This is a genomic window from Thermococcus coalescens (assembly GCF_055392585.1).
In genome coordinates this window covers 1,017,358-1,032,474 of the sequence record NZ_AP043764.1, presented here as the reverse complement: position 1 = coordinate 1,032,474, position 15,117 = coordinate 1,017,358, and the positions used below count along the sequence as shown (strand labels likewise).

Sequence of the window (15,117 nt, the reverse complement as noted above, 5' to 3'; positions counted from 1 at the left end):
GGGGGTCAGTTTTTTCCGTTCTCCTCGCCGCCCTTCAGAATCTTCTCCACCTCGAAGCCTTCCTCGTACCTCTTCAGCTTCCTCTCGAAGAACTCGATGAAGAGCCTGTAGCGCTTTGAGCGGTGCTTCGGGCTTCCGCGGATGCTGTGGCCGTGGGCGCCGCGCTTGAACACCGCTATGTACGCCTCCCTGCCCATGTCCCTGAGCACGTTGTAGAACATGAGGCTCTGGTCGAGCGGGCAGCGGTAGTCCTCAAGCGAGTGGATCAGCAGGATTGGAGCATTCACGTTCTCGGCGTAGAACAGCGGGCTTAGCTTCCGGTAGTTCTCGTTCTCCAGGGGGTTAGGTCCGATTACCTCCACGTCGTACCAGAGGCCGATGTCGGAGAAAGCGTAGCTGGTCAGCCAGTAGCTTATGCCGTTCTCACTGATGCCGGCCTTGAAGAGGTCGCTCTGCGTTAAGGCCCAGTTAGTCATGTAGCCGCCGTAGCTTATGCCGGTTATACCAACGCGCTCCTTATCCGCCTGCGGTTCGAGCCTGAAGAACTCCTCTATGCCGGCCATGATGTCCTGAAAGTCTTCCAGACCTGTCCTCTCAAGGACCCTCAGGGCAAAATCCTCGTCGTAGCCGTTGCTTCCCCTCGGATTGACGAAAACGACGTAGTAGCCTTTACTAGTCATGAGCTGCATCTCGTAGACGAACCTGTGCCCGTACATGCCCTTGGGCCCGCCGTGGACGAAGACTATCACCGGGGCCTTCTCCTCCTCGAGTTCCGGTTTGAGGTACCAGCCGTCTATCTCGAGGTCTTTGCTCTTAAACCTGAAGTGCCTCGGCTCGAAGGTCTTCAGCCTTTCGAATATCGGGCCGTTGTAGTCGGTGAGCTGCCTCAGCTCGCCGTCGTAGAGGTAGAGCTCGGCCACCCTCGTGGCGGTGGCTATGAGGAGGACGACCCTGCCGCTGTCCACGTCAAAGCCGTAGACCCAGTGGTCGCCGGCAACGACCCTCTCTGCCCCTCCGTCCCAGAGCCAGAGGTTCACCCTGCCTGCATCAGGAGTTAGGAAGTAGACCCTCCCTCCGTCGAGCTTGGCCGAGTAGACGTCTAACGGCCCCTCGTAGACCGGCTTAAGCTCCCCGTCCCAGAGGTAGAGCCACTCGTGCTCGCTGAGGTACTTCTTCTCCCTCTTCCCGTGGAGGAGAAGGCTTTTTCCGTCGGAATCAACGGCCACAAAGGAGACGCGCTCGAAGAGCCTCTCCTCCTCGCCGTCATTCCAGAGGTATATGTCCCAGAACTTGAAGAGGGCAGGCTTTGAACCCTCGCGGTGGGGGACGCTGACAGCTATTGAATCGCCGTGCCATATCCCGCTGGAGAACCTCGGCTTCTCGAACCGCTCTATGATTTCCTCGCTCTCCGTGTCGAGTATCCAGAAGGTGGCTTTCTCCCCGTCAAAAAAACCCATGCTGTCGAACCAGACCGGGACGTCGTCGTCGAAGACGAAGTCCTCGTCGTCGCGCCTCTTGAAGCCGATCACGAGCAAACGGCGCGAGTCGTCGTTCCACTGCATCGAGCGGACGTTCTTGGCAGACAGAACCCTCTTGGCGCTCAGGGTCTGGACGTCGGCCACCCATATCTCGCTCTCCTTCTTCTCCTCGTTTGGGCGCATGAAGGCGAGCTTTTTGCCGTCGGGTGAGAGCCTCGGCATTGAGGCGTTCTCGATGAAGCGCCTCGCCCCCGTCTTCAGATCCTCAACGACGACGGTGCTCTCGTACTTGTTTTCCTTCAGGTTGGCCTTGGTTAGGGTGTAGGCGACGAGGCTTCCCCTTATCTTCGGGTCGCCCAGATAGGCGAACTTAGAAAAGGTCTTCTCGTCCCATTCGATGCCGCTCATAACGCTATCACCTATTTAGTAGAGAGCCTTAAAAGTATATAAGCATAACTACCCGTCCAGGTGAGAGAATGAAGGAAGAGCACGCCGTTGGAATAATATTGGTGGCTGGAATACTGGTCTCGCTCATTTTCAAGACCTACGTGGGCGTGGCGATGGCCGCCGTTGGAATACCCCTCTATCTGGCATACATTGCGAGGGAGCAGAACGTACTCGCCAAGTCGCGGCTCTACGACAGGGACCTGTTCCTTATGATAGCCATAGCGGTTGTGATCATACTGGTCTTCAACTACCTCTGGGACCCCAGGATGGGCCTCATAGCGATGGCAGTCGCGATACCCCTGCTGGCGATCTATGCCGACAGGCTAAAGGCGAGAAAGGAGACGCAGAAGGCCTGAAAGCCTCCCCGTCCTCTTGTAGGCCCTGACCTCATCCCTCATTTCGTCCAGAAAATCCCCCTCGATGCCGAACCTCCCCCTAACGCGGCGCGAGATGTAGTTATCGTTGAGGAATATCATCGCCATGGCCGAGGTCAGGTTCTTCGGCTTCCTCCAGTTTGCCTTCTCGAAGTCTATGAGGTAAACGCGCTCGCCGACTATTATGTGCTTGCCGCCCTGGATCTGGCCGTGGTCGAGGCCCAGCCTGTCTAGAAGGGCGGTTTTTTCAACTATCTCAAAGAGGTGGCGCTTTTCGAGGTCGGCGTGGAATATCACCTCACCCTCCGCGAACTCCCTGATGAGGTACTCCAGCCCCTCGAAGCTCCCGTAGGCTACGAGTGAAGGGGTTACATCGAATGGCTCCAGCGCCTTGATTATTTTCGCCTCCCTGGCGAAGTTCTGCCTCGGCGAGTCCGGACGCTGGAGCTTTATCATGGCCTTTTTTTCACCCAACTGTGCCCGAAAGATAAGGCTCGTGGTTCCCTTGGCGTAGGGCTCCACTTCGCTCAATCCGAGCGATTTCAGGTGAGAATGAAACCGCTCCAGCCGGGCTCTGCTTATCAGGTGGTCGAACATACGCCTCGATAAGCTTAAATACTCCGCCGATAAAATACTTTTGGTGATAGCCATGGTGACGGCTTTTATTTTGATGGTAACGGCCGCTGGAAAGGAAAGGGAAGTTATGGAGAAGCTTCTGGCCATGCCGGAGGTTAAGGAGGCCTACGTGGTCTATGGCGAATACGACCTCGTTGTTAAGGTCGAGACCGACACGCTCAAGGACCTTGATCAGTTCATCACGGAGAAGATAAGGAAGATGTCCGAGATACAGATGACCTCGACGATGATAGCCATCTGAACCTCTCGTTCTTCCTCTTGATATTCTTCCAGGAATAATTAGAAGGGCAGAAAGGCTCACTTGTTCATCATGAGCCTTATCCTCTCTGCTGCATCTTTCGCCTTGTCCGAGATGTTGCTGAGCGTTCTGGCGATGTTAAGGATGTAGAAGCCGTCGCCCCAGCTCATCGAGTCGGCGTTCTCGAAGACGAGCTGCATGAGCTTCGTGTCGAGGCCGTCTATCTCCTTCTCGACGCTCTCTATCTGCCTGATTATCTCGTACTCCCTCTCTATTTCCCCCTCGGTGAAGCCGCTCTCTATGACGCGATCCATCTGTACTATGGCCTCGTGGACGAGCTTTGCAGCCTTGATGCTCTCCATGCCCATCTGGAGGATCACCTCCTTGACCTCCACAGGAAGATCTCCGGGCTCCTTGATGAGCAGCCACTTGGCGGTGTCCTCGGCGGCATCTGCCACTTTATCCTGCATGTGGAGGTAGATGAGGACGTCCTCCCTCGCGACGGCCATCATGAGCTTCGAGCTGAGGGAGTCGCGGATTTCCTCCTTTATCCTGTCGGCGACGTCCTCAAGGCGGTCGACCTCGACTGCGAGGTTCTTCATCTCGTCGTAGTCGCCCCTCTCCCACGCCTGGAGGGCCCTCTCGAGGGTCTCAACCGTGTTGAGAACGACCTCGGAGTGCTTTATAAGCGGCTTAAAAGGGCTCTTCGCGAATAGCTTTGTCCAGACCTGCATGCTATCACCCCACTATCATAAGGAACTTGAATATGGCCGCGCTTATCAGACCCGCGACCGGGACGGTAACGAACCAGGAGATTATTATGTCCCTAACGATGTTCTTGTTTATTGCCTTTACTCCCCTTGCGAGGCCTATTCCTATGACCGCTCCGACCACAGTGTGGGTCGTCGAAATCGGCAGGCCCATCCAGCTGGCGACCAGAACAACCGTTGCCGCTGAGAAGTCGATGGTGAAGCCTCTCGTATTGGTCAGCTCGGTTATCCTCTTCCCGACGGTCTCCATTACCTTGTATCCATACGTTGCGACACCGACCGCTATTCCCAGACCTCCGAGGGCAAGGATCCACTTGGGGACGGGAACCTGCATGCCGCTCAGCCCCATCGTTGCCACAGCGTACACTGCCGCGACCGGGCCTATCGCGTTGGCGACGTCGTTTGCGCCGTGTGCAAGGGCAACATAGCCCGAGGTGATGACCTGAACCTTCTTGAATATTGCCTCAACGCCGATGAACGGGTCGCTGCTCGGGAAGCGGAGCTTTATGAGAAGGTACGTTACAGCGAACACGACTATACCGAGGGGAACGCCGTACATGAAAACGCCCGTCTTGAGGTCCTTCCCATGGAGAACCTTGATGTAAAACATGGTTCCTATGACCACGAAGGCCAGCCCAATCCAGAAGGGAGACCAGATGCGGGCGCTCCTCACGGGGTCTTTTCTCTCAAAGATGCTCTTGGTCAGGGCCTTAAATATGAAGTATGCCATTATGGCGCCGACTATCGGGGAAAGCATCCAGCTGAGGACGACCTGCGTCATCTTGCCCCAGTTGACTATGGCCGTTCCGGCGTAGACTATTCCATAGCCCGCTATGCCGCCTATGATAGAGTGTGTGGTCGAGACGGGCAGACCGAACTTCGTCGCGATGATGAGCCATATCGTCGCGGCCATGAGAGCAGCCACGGAACCGTAGATGAGAACGTTCGGGTCGGTTATCATGGTCGGGTCAAGGATGCCCTTCCTTATCGTCTCGGTAACGCTCTTTCCGAAGAAGTACGCCCCCGTGAACTCAAGGATTCCGGCTATTATGACGGCCTGCTTCGGGGTTATCGCCTTCGCACCCACCGCGGTGCTCATGGAATTTGCCGCATCGTTCGCACCTATTGCCCAGGCCATTGAAAAGCCCAGGATGATCGTTACCAGCAACCACGGCTCCACCTGCATCACCGGGGAGGGGCTAAGCGGCACCATATAAATATCTTGCCGCAGTAGAATATAGTTGTGTGCGAGTCTCTATATAGCAATAAATAGAATAAATAGAAGAGTGGGGTCAAGTCTCCACCTTCACGGGCTCAGCCGTTATTGTGCCGTTGGAAAGCATGCCGAGTCTGGCGTAGTGGTAGAAGCCACCCTCGTCGGGCTTGGCGTAGAGCGGCGCCCCACCGCCGCCGGTGACTATGTATCTGACGCCCTCAATGGTGCCGTCCCAGAACATGTGTATGTGGCTGAAGACACCAAAGGCGTTGTAGGCCTTCATGAGCTGGAGGAGCTTCTTCCCGTCCATGTAGTTCATACCGTGGTTTCCGCTGGGCCTCGGATCAACGGGTGGAGCGTGCATAACGATGACGGGCTTCTTGTCAAGGGACTTGGCCCTTTCAAGCTCGTTCTGAAGCCAGCCCCACTGCTCGTCGCTCAGCCCGTAGTCGTGGTCTATGTTGTTCATGAAGATGTAGTAGTAATCCCCGAGGACGAAGGAGTAGTCCGTCGGGCCGAAGAGCATGTGGTAGACGTTTATTCCCTCCCCGCGGTACTCGTGGTTTCCGACGGCTATGAAAATTGGCTTGTTCCACTTCCATTCCTTCATCAGCTCGCCCCATTCGTCAACCTTGCCCGAATAGACCAGGTCTCCGCCGTCTATTATGAAGACCCCGTCGTCGGCGTTCATGGCATCCCTCACCTTGAGGAACGCCGGGGGAACCTCCTTTCCACCATCGGATCTGTGGTCGCCGAATGCAAGGACTGTGTAGTTGGCCAGCTTCCCCGCCTCTATCCTGAAAGAGCTCTCCGAGGTGCTGAACCTGACCCATGTGTCACCGGTCTCCGCTCCGGCCGGGATGTTGAGTATGCCGGGGTTGGTGTTCTCTATCACGTAGGTGAGCTCCGCTCCGTTGGGGTTCTCTATCTCCACGCTGACGTTGAAGCCGAGGGAGTATATGTGAACGGTCGAGCCGTTGACGAGCCTTATGAAGCCGCCCTTCACGGTGACGTTCTCCCCATCAACGACGCGCCAGTAGTATATGAAGGGCTCCATCGTCTTAAAGGAGGCCAGATACCAGTGTTCACCCTCATCGGGAATTCCGTTCCAGTTGTTGTCCCCAATGACCTTGAGGAGAACTCCCTCAAACTGGCCGCTCCTCAGGACGTCGTCCGTTTTGATTTTCTTACCTTCCTTGAGTTCCATCGCGTACTCCAGGGCGGCTCCAGCCCCAGCTTTGCTCGTCCCGGTAAATACGATGTAGGCCTTTCCATCACTATTGAAGGCCGCAAAGATGCCCTTATCTTTTCCAGCGAACTTGATGCCGAGCTTGTAGACTATGTAGCCAAAGTAGTCGTTGACCGTTATCAGTATCGGCTTCCCTCTGAGAACCGGACGGGCGTCCTTGGGGGAAAGTATTGCTATTCCACCGTTGTACTGGCTCGCAGGGAATATCCGGGCGTTCGGGAAGTAGTGCCTCGCAAGATCCTCGTAGCCCTCGCTAACGTAAACCGTGGAAGCGTCAGCAAGGCTGCTCCACTGAGCCAGAACCTGTCCCTTCTCGTATCTTCCGAAGTCTATTCCACCCGAGGGCAAGGTAGTTGTGGTGGAAGTCCCTGTTGGGGTACCCTGGCCTATGCACCCCGATGCCAGCACGATGAAAACCAGGATAATTCCAAAAACGGCTTTCTTCATTGCGTTCACCTTCTCGAAATTGGAACGGGAGCTTAAAGCACTTTTGATTGGTATCCCAAACTCGGCAGATTTAAATAGCCCGAGGCCGAAAGTCTTTCGGTGATACTATGTTCGTCGGGCATTACAAGGACGTCCCCGAGAAGGACACCGGTTTTGATGGAGTAACCATCCGCTGGCTCGTTTCTCCGAAGCTCGGGGCAAAGAACTACGCAATGCGCTACTTTGTCCTCAGGAAGGGCGCTGAAATACCGCTCCACCACCACGACTGGGAGCACGAGATATTCATCGTGAAGGGAGAGGGGATAATAACCGGCGGCGGTAAGGAGGCTCACGTCAAGGCCGGTGACTTCCTCTACGTCCCGCCCAACGAGCCGCACGGCTACAAGGCTCTGAGCGAGACCTTCGAGTTCCTCTGCATAATCCCGGCCAAGAAGGAGGCCATACCCGAGGACGAGTGGGCTTAACGACGCCGATAGTGGTAGACCTTTATTTTCTTTCTTCTCAGTGCAATCAGATCCGCTTTCCTGGACTTAGGACGTATTGGTTCTTCTTCCAAAAGGAACCATGCTATATCATACGCGAGAGAGGCTACCACTATCAGCAGCAGGCCGAAGATTATGAGAGGAGTATAGTACCAGAGGATTCCCGCCCTAGGGATAACGAGTACGACCCTACCCACAACCTGACTGGGATAAACCCTCCAAGGGTCAGCATACTCTCTGTTATCACCTTTAGTCACGTAGTAAATGTCCCCAGCCGGGTCAGTCTTTATGTCTACCACCCGATGGGTTATCCGGTACGTTGCATTTCCAATTTCAATACGATAGAGAATCACGTCACCAACATGCACATCTTCAGGAGAAACGGGTCTGGTAATTACCATATCGTTTGGATTTATATTGGGTTTCATGGAGTCCGTTAGGATAACGACATACTGGAAGCCGAAGATAAAGTGCAGAGCAACGATTCCCAACACAAAGACAAGAAGAGAATACGTCAAAATGGAGAGAAAGTCAAAGCGCTTGGCATTCATTCAGGGCCTCCTCTACTTTCAGCCACCCTGGTAGACCACATAGACAGTGTCAAAACTGCTCAGGGCCACCGGTGAGGCAAACGTCAGCGTATAAGTACCGGACCCGTTCAGACTCGCCTGGGCAACGGCCACTAAAGTCGTTCCACTGTAGAGCTTCAGATAGATCGTTCCAGCCCCTGGATCAGTGGTGACCGTAACCGTGGCACCGGTAACGTAGTCCGGGTTAGTAGAGTCAAGCGTCCACGAGACATCCGCATTTGTAACACTGCTTGTTATAACCGTGCTCCCCTGCCCAAGTTCCTGAACGTTCAGGGTAATGGCGGGAACAGCAAGCGCAGCACTGATGAGGGAAAGCGCAAGAGCCAGAGCAAGCGGAATTAACCTCTTCTTATTGTTCCTCCTCATTTTGACCCACCCCGATATAGAGCCTTGTAATTCCTCCCCCTTTAGGGGTATAAATAGTTTTCTAAAGCAAACCGTACAGGTTCACCTTTTGAAATTGTAAGTTCTACAAAAGAACCTAAAAATTGTTGAGAATCCCTCAAGACATCTTGGATACTCCCCAAAGGCGTGCCTCAGTGAAGAGGAGTGCCCCTAAGGTACGTCGAGCCGGCCCATTCAACCCTAACCCGTAGGAATTCTCCGGGTTCACCGGAATCGAGGATTATATCCTTGTAGTTGAAAGTCCGGGCCTCAACGCCGCCCTTCTCTCCGGCCCCGTGGACGAGAACTTCCACCGTCCTGCCAACGTAGGAGCGGTTTATTTCGTGGGCTATCTGGAGCCTGAGTCTGTGGAGGGCCCTTGAGCGTTCCTTAACCTTCCAGCCGGGGAGCTGCTTCCACTTGGCCGCCACCGTACCGGGCCTCGGTGAATAGCGGGAAACGTTTATCTTGTCCGGCCTTACCCTCTTCACGAGCTCAACGGTGTTCTGAAAGGCCCCCTCGCTCTCTCCCGGAAAGCCCACTATGATGTCCGTGTTGAGGTTCAAGTCACGAACTTTTTTGCGGAATGTCCAAACTATCTCCTCGAACTCCTCCACAGTGTACGTTCTTCCCATTCTCCTGAGAACATCATCGTCACCGCTCTGCACGGGCAGGTGGAGGAACTTGTAAACCTTCTCGCTTTGATAGGCCTCAACCAGCTCGTCGAGTATCTTTATAGCGTGGTTGGGGTTCATCATGCCCACCCTAACCCTGAAGTCGGCATCTATGGCCGTTATCTCGTCGAGGAGTTTGGCCAAGTTCGTCCCGATGTCGAAGCCGTAGCAGCCGGTGTCCTCGCTCGACAGCTGGATTTCCTTGTACCCCCTGGCCAGGGCCTCCTTAACCCACTTGACGACAAGCTCCGGCTTGTAGCTCTTCAGAACGCCCCTCGCGAAGCGCGTCGCGCAGTAGGTGCACCCGTTGAGGCAGCCCTCGCTTATGGGCACGACGAAGGCAACCCCGTTTTTCCAGAGGCGGGGGAGTTCGAGCTTGTCTATGCTCCTCTCGCGCCAGCCCTCAACGCCCACCAGCTTCCCGCCGCGCTCTGCCACGCTTATCGCCTCGGCTATTCTGTCGATGCTTTTGACACCAAGTATCCCCGAGACGCGGGGGTCTATCACATCGGGGTTAACGTGGGGAAGGCAGCCGGTGACGATGACCCCTTTGCCGGAATCAAGGAGCTCCTTTATCCTCTCGCGCATGTGTTTCTCCGTGGGGTCCTTGACGGCGCAGGTGTTCACCACGACGTAATCGGCGCTTTCCGGGGTCTCCACTAGACTATACCCAGCCCTAACCAGAAGGGCCTCCATCATCTCCGCATCGGCCCTGTTCCTCGTGCAGCCGTAGGTCTCGACGTGAACCCTTACCATCGGAGCGGGCTAAGGGCAGGGGTTTAAAAAGGGTGCGGTTCAGGTCTGGGAACTCAGGCAAAACCTATCATACTCAGGAGCATGAAGAGAGCCGCGAAAAGAAAAACGGCCAGAAACGTTAGTTTCTTCTTTATCCACCCGTGGGGCCTGTTGTAGTGCCGCATAACGAGGAACGAAAGAGAGCAGACGATCAGGACAGGAACCAATGACGATACCGCCATGAAAAGTGCGCCGGGGAGGTAGCGGTCGATACCCGATGTGTCGAGGAAAGCCACCGTCCAGTAGAGTATAACAGGTGACAGAAGAACCAGAACGCCAACTACAATCCCGATCATCACGGACTCCTCGTCCATAGAACCACCGAGAAACATTTAGCCTAAGGCCTTAAAAACGTCCTGCGACAGGTAAGAATAAGAGGGAAGGGAAATCAACCAATGACTTCCGCGAAAGCGAACTTCCTCTTGACCGAGTTAATGACAATCTCAACCTCGTCTCCGACCTGGGTGTTCGGGACGAAGATAACGAAGCCCTTTATCTTGGCGATACCATCGCCACCCTTTCCAAGGCTCTCGATCCTAACTCTGTACCTTTCTCCAACCTTAACAGGGGCCTCGTAGCCACCGCCAAATCCATCTCCATACATATCTAACACCAACTCTTTCAACTTTCAGGGCTCTTCAGGGAAACCTCCAAGAAGAGTCCCAGTAGTGGGTCACCCCGAGGGTATATAAAGCTTTGGGTAATTTTTACGCCCCTAAGGTCACTAAAAGGCTGTTCTGAACCATAGAAGTCCAGCAATGGAGCACAGAGTCCAGCGAATTTCTTACGGCCACTTTCCACAGTTCGACGCAGGTATTTAACTTTTGGTTAACAACGAGAGGTTACAGACCTTTACTTTCAATTCTAAGCTTCAAAAAACCCTTTTAAAACAAATAACGAAATCTCAACTGAAAAATGACGAAACACAGGGCTGTGGAGCCTGTATCAAGTGAGAGGAGGGAGGAACAATGAGTTTCATCGCTGTATTCATTTGGTCATTCGTGCTCTGGTTGGTACTCACAGCGGGCAGTAAAGGGTTACTCTGGAGCCCCGAAGAGCTCATCGCGGGACTGATCTTCTCGGGAGTAATCGCCTTCACAACCAGGGACGTCATAGGTGAAAAGGCATCCCGCTTCCTCAACCCGGCAAAGTGGGTGGGCTTTGTGGTGTACGCCATCGGCCCGCTCTTCTGGGGCATGGTCAAGGCCAACCTCGACGTTGCATACCGCGTCATAACCGGCAGGATAAAGCCCGGAATCGTCCGCGTCCCGGTTGACCTCGAAAACGACGCCCAGTACACCATTCTGAGCAACTCGATAACTCTCACCCCCGGAACGCTCACGATAGATGCCTGCCCCGAGGAGAAGGCCCTCTACGTCCACTGGATAAACGTGACCGAGAAGGAGCCGGAGAGCTCCGAGGTCATAGCGGGTTCATTTGAAAAATGGGCGAGGAGGCTGGGAAGATGATAGCACCGGAGTTCTTCTATGCCGCGGTCATAGTCATGATCGGAGCATTTCTTGCACTGCTCAGGGTGTTCTTTGGTCCCAGCGTGCCCGACAGGGTCGTCGGAGTCGACACGCTCAACACGTTAATCGTTGCCGGAATGGTTCTCCTCGGAGCGGCCTACGACAGGACGATATACATCGACATCGCCATCGTTTACGCCCTTCTGAGCTACGTGGGAACCCTGGCCATAGCCAAATACCTCCAGGGGGGATTGGAGTGATCGAGTACATCATCTACGCATTCCTCACGATAAACATAGTCTTCAACCTGCTGGGCAGCTTCTCGCTCCACAGGTTCCCCGACGTCTACACGAGACTCCACGGAGCGACCAAGTGCACCACCTTCGGGACGATATTCGCGGTTCTGGCGGTGGTAGTTCACGCCGCCTACCAGCTCCACCTCACCGGCGACCCCAAGTACCTCCAGATGGCGCTTCACAGCCTCGTGGCACTGGTGGCGCTCCTCCTCACGAACCCGACGGGGGCGCACGCGATAGCAAAGGCGGCACACCTCAGCGGATACAAGCCCGCCAAGGCGGTCATCGACGCCTACGAAGAAAAACTAAGGGGTGGTGGGGAATGAACGTACTCTCTGTTGACATGGCGATACAGTTCGGGATACTCCTCGGCGTGCTCATAGCGGCATACATCACGATAACGATGCGTGACCTGCTCAGCGCGGCCATCGCTTCGGCGGCCATGAGCCTGCTCCTCAGCCTGGAGTTCTACATGCTCCACGCTCCGGACGTCGCGATAGCCGAGGCCGCCGTTGGAGCCGGCGTCGTCACGGCCATAGTCGTGTATGGAATCGCCAAAACGGAGAGATGGGAGCGTGAGGGACCATGAACAGGACGTTTGGAGCTTTAGCACTGCTGTTCCTCCTTGGAGTGCTGCTCGTCGTTGCGAGCCCGTCAACGGGGATAAAGTTCGGCCTCGGCGGGGACGAGTGGATGAAGTACCGCTACACCGACCAGTACTACATCGAGCACGGCGTTGAGGAAGTCGGCGGAACCAACATCGTCACCGACATAGTGTTCGACTACCGTGGCTACGATACCCTCGGGGAGGCGACGGTTCTCTTCACCGCCATAGCCGGGGCGGTTGCGCTTCTCAGGCCCTGGAGGAGGGATGAGCATGAAGAGTGACATGGGACTCATCGTCAAGACCACCGCGAGGGCCACCATTCCCCTCATAGGAATCTTCGGCGCCTACGTTGTCTCACACGGTCACCTCACCCCGGGAGGCGGCTTCCAGGGTGGAGCGACCATAGCCGGGGCTGGAATACTGTTCCTAATAGCCTTCGGCTTCGGAGAGATGAGGAAAAGGTACGACCACCACCTCTACTCAGCCCTCGAAGGTCTGGGCGGCCTCGTGTTCCTGGGAGCTGCCATGCTCGGCCTTGGCGTGGCGTTCTTCTACAACACACTGTGGCACAGCGGGCCCTTCTTCAACGGCCAGCCGGGAACGCTGCTCTCGGCCGGATACCTGCCGGTAATGAACCTCGCCGTGGGACTGAAGGTCTTTGCGGGACTGGTCAGCGCGATGGTTGCCATAGCGGCATTCAGGAGGTGGAACGAATGATACCATTCCAGTTCATCACAGCTTTCCTCATGATAGCCATGGGAATCTACGCCCTCCTCTACAAGAGGAACCTCATCAAGCTCATACTTGCCCTCAACGTCATAGACTCGGGCATACACCTGCTCCTCATAAGCTTCGGCTACAGGATAGAACTCGGCCAGATACCGACGGCGCCGATCTACACGGGCTATGAGACGGTAAAGAGCGCAATGGTAGCCCCGATTCCGCAGGCGCTGACCCTCACCAGCATAGTCATCGGCGTCTGTGTGCTTGCCCTCGCCATGGCCCTCACGATAAACGCCTACAGACACTACGGAAGCCTCGACGTTAACAAGCTCAGGAGGTTGAGAGGATGAACGGGCTGATACCATACCTCATAATAGTCCCGCTCTTCGGAGCGTTCTCCCTGCCCATAGTCGGCCTCGCGGGAAGGAAGGCCAGGGAACTGTGGGCGATACTCGTAACCGCCATCACCCTCGGCGTCGCGGCCGGCCTTTTCAACACGGTCTGGAAGAGTGGAGAGATACTGGTATACACCCTCGGAGCGAAGAGCCCCCTCGGAAACGGAGTCTCCTTCCCGATAAGGATAGTCTGGGAGGTAGATCTCCTCAGCGCACTCTTCGTCCTGATGGTGGCGTTCATAGCATTCGTGGCCGTGCTCTACTCCAGCGAGTACATGGGGCACGACACGGGGCTTGAGAAGTACTACGCCCTGGTGCTCGTCCTTGAGGTCGGAATGCTCGGTATAGCAATAACCGGCGACCTCTTCAACTTCTACGTCTTCCTGGAGATAATGGGCATAGCCGGGTACGCCCTCGTCGCCTTCAGGAACGACACCTGGGAGGGCATCGAGGCGGGCATAAAGTACATGTTCGTCGGCTCGCTCGCCAGCTCGTTCATCCTGCTCGGAATAGTGCTGCTCTACGGCCAGTACGGAACGCTGACGATGGCCTACCTCGCGAAGATGATAGCCGAGAACCCGACTTTCACGGCAAAGGTTGCCCTCGGCCTGCTCCTCGGAGGACTGCTCTTCAAGAGCGGTGCCGTTCCGGTGCACATGTGGCTCGCTGATGCCCACCCGGCAGCACCGAGCTCGGTCAGTGCGATGCTCTCCGGCCTCGTCATCAAGATAGGTGGAACCTACGCACTGGCCAGGCTTGCCTTCAGCGTCTTCAGCGCCGGAGTTAACGCCAGAACGATAGGCTGGATAATCATACTCTTTGCCTGCGCGACGCTCATAGTCGGAAACGCGATGGCCATAATCCAGACCGACATGAAGAGGCTCTTTGCATTCTCCAGCGTCGGCCAGATTGGCTACATCCTCCTCGGAACCGGGATAGGCCTCGCCGCGTACGGAAGCGACGTTGGAAACATCGCCCTCGCCGGAGCGATATACCACACCGTCAACCACGCGGTCATCAAGGCCCTCCTCTTCCTGGTCGCCGGAGCGGTCATACACCAGCTGGGAACCAAGAACCTCAACGAGCTGAGCGGCATCGCTAGAAAGATGCCGGTCACGAGCTTCGCCTTCCTTGTCGGCGCCGCGGCCATAATCGGCCTTCCACCGCTCAACGGCTTTGCCAGCAAGTGGCTGATATACGAGAGCTCCGCACTCTTCAACCCGCTGGTGGCGGTTATAGCTGTGATAGGCACCGCGTTCAGCCTTGCGGCCTACGTGAAGGTTCTCTTCACCTTCCTGGGCAGGCCCAGCGAGAGGGTCATGAACGCCAGGGAGCCAGGAAAGGCCATGCTCGTTCCGATGCTCATCCTCGTGGCGGCAATAGTCCTCATGGGGCTCTTCCCGTGGTTCATCAGCGACAGGATCATGATACCAGCCGCAAAGATGCTCGAAAACGCTGGAACGTACATATCAGCCGTGCTGGGGGGTGCGTGAAATGTTCGGCTACTGGGATGCACTCTACTTCGTTTACGTTTTCATCATAGGCCTGCTCATCTCGTACGCGATTTACAAGTGGGCCGAGCGCTCAAGCACTGGAACTAGAAGAGCCGGTGACGGAACCAAGGTGTTCCTCAGCGGTGAGGATCAGGACAAGGTCATCCCGCAGTTCGAGCACTTCCAGGGCTACGTCACCGGAAGGCACGTCATGTGGGGCCTCATAAGGGGAATCCACAGGATGTTCCTCATCTTCCGCAGGGAGCACACCGGACTGCTGAGCGACTACGTGGGCTACCTGCTCGTCACGACGGCGATAATTGTTGGAGCGCTGATAGTGTGGGGGTGAGATGA

Annotated in this window: 22 protein-coding genes; 12 read left to right on the top strand and 10 right to left on the bottom strand. The window is 55.7% G+C overall.

The genetic code is table 11. The features are described from left to right. Window positions 1–5: 5 nt before the first annotated feature. Window positions 6–1,886, bottom strand: a complete 1,881-nt coding sequence (locus ACZ5M3_RS05820) for a S9 family peptidase (protein ID WP_464840674.1) — start codon at window positions 1,884–1,886, stop codon at window positions 6–8. Between the two features lie 68 nt (window positions 1,887–1,954). Between ACZ5M3_RS05820 and ACZ5M3_RS05815 the strand changes: the two genes are divergently transcribed. Beyond that, window positions 1,955–2,281 (top strand): hypothetical protein, encoded by a 327-nt coding sequence (locus ACZ5M3_RS05815; RefSeq protein ID WP_464840673.1) that lies wholly within the window; start codon window positions 1,955–1,957, stop codon window positions 2,279–2,281. Here ACZ5M3_RS05815 and ACZ5M3_RS05810 read toward each other — a convergent pair. Beyond that, window positions 2,249–2,896: a serine/threonine protein kinase gene (locus ACZ5M3_RS05810; protein ID WP_464840672.1), complete on the bottom strand. Its 648-nt coding sequence runs from the start codon at window positions 2,894–2,896 to the stop codon at window positions 2,249–2,251. The genes ACZ5M3_RS05815 and ACZ5M3_RS05810 overlap by 33 nt on opposite strands. A 52-nt stretch (window positions 2,897–2,948) precedes the next feature. On the opposite strand from ACZ5M3_RS05810, the gene ACZ5M3_RS05805 reads away from it, so the two are divergent. Next, entirely contained in the window at window positions 2,949–3,176 is a 228-nt protein-coding gene (locus ACZ5M3_RS05805) for an Lrp/AsnC family transcriptional regulator (protein WP_012572508.1), read from the top strand. A 56-nt stretch (window positions 3,177–3,232) separates the two neighbouring features. Here the strand turns inward: ACZ5M3_RS05805 and ACZ5M3_RS05800 are convergent, their stop codons facing one another. The 3 genes from ACZ5M3_RS05800 to ACZ5M3_RS05790 all read right to left on the bottom strand — a co-directional run bounded on the left by ACZ5M3_RS05800 (window position 3,233) and on the right by ACZ5M3_RS05790 (window position 6,855). Then, window positions 3,233–3,907: a TIGR00153 family protein gene (locus ACZ5M3_RS05800; protein WP_464840671.1), complete on the bottom strand. Its 675-nt coding sequence runs from the start codon at window positions 3,905–3,907 to the stop codon at window positions 3,233–3,235. Between the two features lie 4 nt (window positions 3,908–3,911). Then, window positions 3,912–5,129, bottom strand: a complete 1,218-nt coding sequence (locus ACZ5M3_RS05795; protein ID WP_464840764.1) for an inorganic phosphate transporter — start codon at window positions 5,127–5,129, stop codon at window positions 3,912–3,914. A gap of 106 nt (window positions 5,130–5,235) precedes the next feature. Further along, the gene (locus ACZ5M3_RS05790) at window positions 5,236–6,855 is read right to left on the bottom strand and encodes a metallophosphoesterase family protein (protein WP_464840763.1); all 1,620 of its coding nucleotides are present in this window, start codon (window positions 6,853–6,855) and stop codon (window positions 5,236–5,238) included. Window positions 6,856–6,962: 107 nt separating this feature from the next. Between ACZ5M3_RS05790 and ACZ5M3_RS05785 the strand changes: the two genes are divergently transcribed. Beyond that, on the top strand, window positions 6,963–7,319 hold the full coding sequence (locus ACZ5M3_RS05785; RefSeq protein ID WP_464840670.1) for a cupin domain-containing protein: 357 nt from the start codon (window positions 6,963–6,965) through the stop codon (window positions 7,317–7,319). Here the strand turns inward: ACZ5M3_RS05785 and ACZ5M3_RS05780 are convergent. The 5 genes from ACZ5M3_RS05780 to ACZ5M3_RS05760 form a co-directional block, all read right to left on the bottom strand. Further along, a complete protein-coding gene (locus tag ACZ5M3_RS05780) occupies window positions 7,316–7,888 on the bottom strand; it encodes a signal peptidase I (RefSeq protein ID WP_464840669.1) in 573 nt (190 codons plus the stop codon). The genes ACZ5M3_RS05785 and ACZ5M3_RS05780 overlap by 4 nt on opposite strands. A gap of 18 nt (window positions 7,889–7,906) precedes the next feature. Beyond that, window positions 7,907–8,293: a hypothetical protein gene (locus tag ACZ5M3_RS05775; protein ID WP_464840668.1), complete on the bottom strand. Its 387-nt coding sequence runs from the start codon at window positions 8,291–8,293 to the stop codon at window positions 7,907–7,909. Window positions 8,294–8,463: 170 nt separating this feature from the next. Then, window positions 8,464–9,741, bottom strand: coding sequence for a tRNA (N(6)-L-threonylcarbamoyladenosine(37)-C(2))-methylthiotransferase (locus tag ACZ5M3_RS05770; protein ID WP_464840667.1), 1,278 nt, complete (start codon window positions 9,739–9,741; stop codon window positions 8,464–8,466). Window positions 9,742–9,794: 53 nt separating this feature from the next. Further along, window positions 9,795–10,094 (bottom strand): hypothetical protein, encoded by a 300-nt coding sequence (locus ACZ5M3_RS05765; RefSeq protein ID WP_464840666.1) that lies wholly within the window; start codon window positions 10,092–10,094, stop codon window positions 9,795–9,797. Between the two features lie 74 nt (window positions 10,095–10,168). Further along, a complete protein-coding gene (locus tag ACZ5M3_RS05760) occupies window positions 10,169–10,384 on the bottom strand; it encodes a TRAM domain-containing protein (RefSeq protein ID WP_297092864.1) in 216 nt (71 codons plus the stop codon). Between the two features lie 364 nt (window positions 10,385–10,748). Between ACZ5M3_RS05760 and ACZ5M3_RS05755 the strand changes: the two genes are divergently transcribed. Genes ACZ5M3_RS05755 through ACZ5M3_RS05715 form a run of 9 tightly spaced genes read left to right on the top strand, consistent with a single transcriptional unit; the run spans window position 10,749 to window position 15,112 of the window. Next, a complete protein-coding gene (locus ACZ5M3_RS05755) occupies window positions 10,749–11,249 on the top strand; it encodes a monovalent cation/H+ antiporter subunit E (protein ID WP_464840665.1) in 501 nt (166 codons plus the stop codon). Then, window positions 11,246–11,509, top strand: a complete 264-nt coding sequence (locus ACZ5M3_RS05750; RefSeq protein WP_048056655.1) for a cation:proton antiporter — start codon at window positions 11,246–11,248, stop codon at window positions 11,507–11,509. Before ACZ5M3_RS05755 ends, ACZ5M3_RS05750 begins: the two co-directional genes overlap by 4 nt. Then, window positions 11,506–11,871, top strand: coding sequence for a monovalent cation/H(+) antiporter subunit G (gene mnhG, locus ACZ5M3_RS05745; protein ID WP_464840664.1), 366 nt, complete (start codon window positions 11,506–11,508; stop codon window positions 11,869–11,871). Before ACZ5M3_RS05750 ends, mnhG begins: the two co-directional genes overlap by 4 nt. Then, window positions 11,868–12,134 (top strand): DUF4040 domain-containing protein, encoded by a 267-nt coding sequence (locus ACZ5M3_RS05740; protein ID WP_464840663.1) that lies wholly within the window; start codon window positions 11,868–11,870, stop codon window positions 12,132–12,134. The genes mnhG and ACZ5M3_RS05740 overlap by 4 nt, the downstream gene beginning before the upstream one ends. Beyond that, window positions 12,131–12,433, top strand: coding sequence for a hydrogen gas-evolving membrane-bound hydrogenase subunit E (gene mbhE, locus ACZ5M3_RS05735; RefSeq protein WP_464840662.1), 303 nt, complete (start codon window positions 12,131–12,133; stop codon window positions 12,431–12,433). The genes ACZ5M3_RS05740 and mbhE overlap by 4 nt, the downstream gene beginning before the upstream one ends. After that, a complete protein-coding gene (locus tag ACZ5M3_RS05730; RefSeq protein ID WP_464840762.1) occupies window positions 12,423–12,869 on the top strand; it encodes a Na(+)/H(+) antiporter subunit B in 447 nt (148 codons plus the stop codon). The genes mbhE and ACZ5M3_RS05730 overlap by 11 nt, the downstream gene beginning before the upstream one ends. Continuing rightward, on the top strand, window positions 12,866–13,225 hold the full coding sequence (locus ACZ5M3_RS05725) for an NADH-quinone oxidoreductase subunit K (protein ID WP_464840661.1): 360 nt from the start codon (window positions 12,866–12,868) through the stop codon (window positions 13,223–13,225). Before ACZ5M3_RS05730 ends, ACZ5M3_RS05725 begins: the two co-directional genes overlap by 4 nt. After that, entirely contained in the window at window positions 13,222–14,763 is a 1,542-nt protein-coding gene (locus ACZ5M3_RS05720) for a proton-conducting transporter transmembrane domain-containing protein (RefSeq protein WP_464840660.1), read from the top strand. Before ACZ5M3_RS05725 ends, ACZ5M3_RS05720 begins: the two co-directional genes overlap by 4 nt. Window position 14,764: 1 nt before the next feature. After that, window positions 14,765–15,112: a hydrogenase gene (locus tag ACZ5M3_RS05715; RefSeq protein ID WP_464840659.1), complete on the top strand. Its 348-nt coding sequence runs from the start codon at window positions 14,765–14,767 to the stop codon at window positions 15,110–15,112. Window positions 15,113–15,117 lie beyond the last annotated feature (5 nt).

Bases quoted from the DNA above. Each gene is read 5' to 3' on its own strand.
- ACZ5M3_RS05775 (WP_464840668.1), bottom strand. From the start codon at position 8,293: ATGAGGAGGAACAATAAGAAGAGGTTAATTCCGCTTGCTCTGGCTCTT.
- ACZ5M3_RS05720 (WP_464840660.1), top strand. From the start codon at position 13,222: ATGAACGGGCTGATACCATACCTCATAATAGTCCCGCTCTTCGGAGCG.
- ACZ5M3_RS05760 (WP_297092864.1), bottom strand. From the start codon at position 10,384: ATGTATGGAGATGGATTTGGCGGTGGCTACGAGGCCCCTGTTAAGGTT.
- ACZ5M3_RS05810 (WP_464840672.1), bottom strand. From the start codon at position 2,896: ATGTTCGACCACCTGATAAGCAGAGCCCGGCTGGAGCGGTTTCATTCT.
- ACZ5M3_RS05770 (WP_464840667.1), bottom strand. From the start codon at position 9,741: ATGGTAAGGGTTCACGTCGAGACCTACGGCTGCACGAGGAACAGGGCC.
- ACZ5M3_RS05715 (WP_464840659.1), top strand. From the start codon at position 14,765: ATGTTCGGCTACTGGGATGCACTCTACTTCGTTTACGTTTTCATCATA.
- ACZ5M3_RS05780 (WP_464840669.1), bottom strand. From the start codon at position 7,888: ATGAATGCCAAGCGCTTTGACTTTCTCTCCATTTTGACGTATTCTCTT.
- ACZ5M3_RS05820 (WP_464840674.1), bottom strand. From the start codon at position 1,886: ATGAGCGGCATCGAATGGGACGAGAAGACCTTTTCTAAGTTCGCCTAT.
- ACZ5M3_RS05730 (WP_464840762.1), top strand. From the start codon at position 12,423: ATGAAGAGTGACATGGGACTCATCGTCAAGACCACCGCGAGGGCCACC.
- ACZ5M3_RS05800 (WP_464840671.1), bottom strand. From the start codon at position 3,907: ATGCAGGTCTGGACAAAGCTATTCGCGAAGAGCCCTTTTAAGCCGCTT.
- ACZ5M3_RS05740 (WP_464840663.1), top strand. From the start codon at position 11,868: ATGAACGTACTCTCTGTTGACATGGCGATACAGTTCGGGATACTCCTC.
- ACZ5M3_RS05765 (WP_464840666.1), bottom strand. From the start codon at position 10,094: ATGGACGAGGAGTCCGTGATGATCGGGATTGTAGTTGGCGTTCTGGTT.
- ACZ5M3_RS05795 (WP_464840764.1), bottom strand. From the start codon at position 5,129: ATGCAGGTGGAGCCGTGGTTGCTGGTAACGATCATCCTGGGCTTTTCA.
- ACZ5M3_RS05805 (WP_012572508.1), top strand. From the start codon at position 2,949: ATGGTGACGGCTTTTATTTTGATGGTAACGGCCGCTGGAAAGGAAAGG.
- ACZ5M3_RS05785 (WP_464840670.1), top strand. From the start codon at position 6,963: ATGTTCGTCGGGCATTACAAGGACGTCCCCGAGAAGGACACCGGTTTT.
- ACZ5M3_RS05815 (WP_464840673.1), top strand. From the start codon at position 1,955: ATGAAGGAAGAGCACGCCGTTGGAATAATATTGGTGGCTGGAATACTG.
- mbhE (WP_464840662.1), top strand. From the start codon at position 12,131: ATGAACAGGACGTTTGGAGCTTTAGCACTGCTGTTCCTCCTTGGAGTG.
- ACZ5M3_RS05725 (WP_464840661.1), top strand. From the start codon at position 12,866: ATGATACCATTCCAGTTCATCACAGCTTTCCTCATGATAGCCATGGGA.
- ACZ5M3_RS05750 (WP_048056655.1), top strand. From the start codon at position 11,246: ATGATAGCACCGGAGTTCTTCTATGCCGCGGTCATAGTCATGATCGGA.
- ACZ5M3_RS05755 (WP_464840665.1), top strand. From the start codon at position 10,749: ATGAGTTTCATCGCTGTATTCATTTGGTCATTCGTGCTCTGGTTGGTA.
- ACZ5M3_RS05790 (WP_464840763.1), bottom strand. From the start codon at position 6,855: ATGAAGAAAGCCGTTTTTGGAATTATCCTGGTTTTCATCGTGCTGGCA.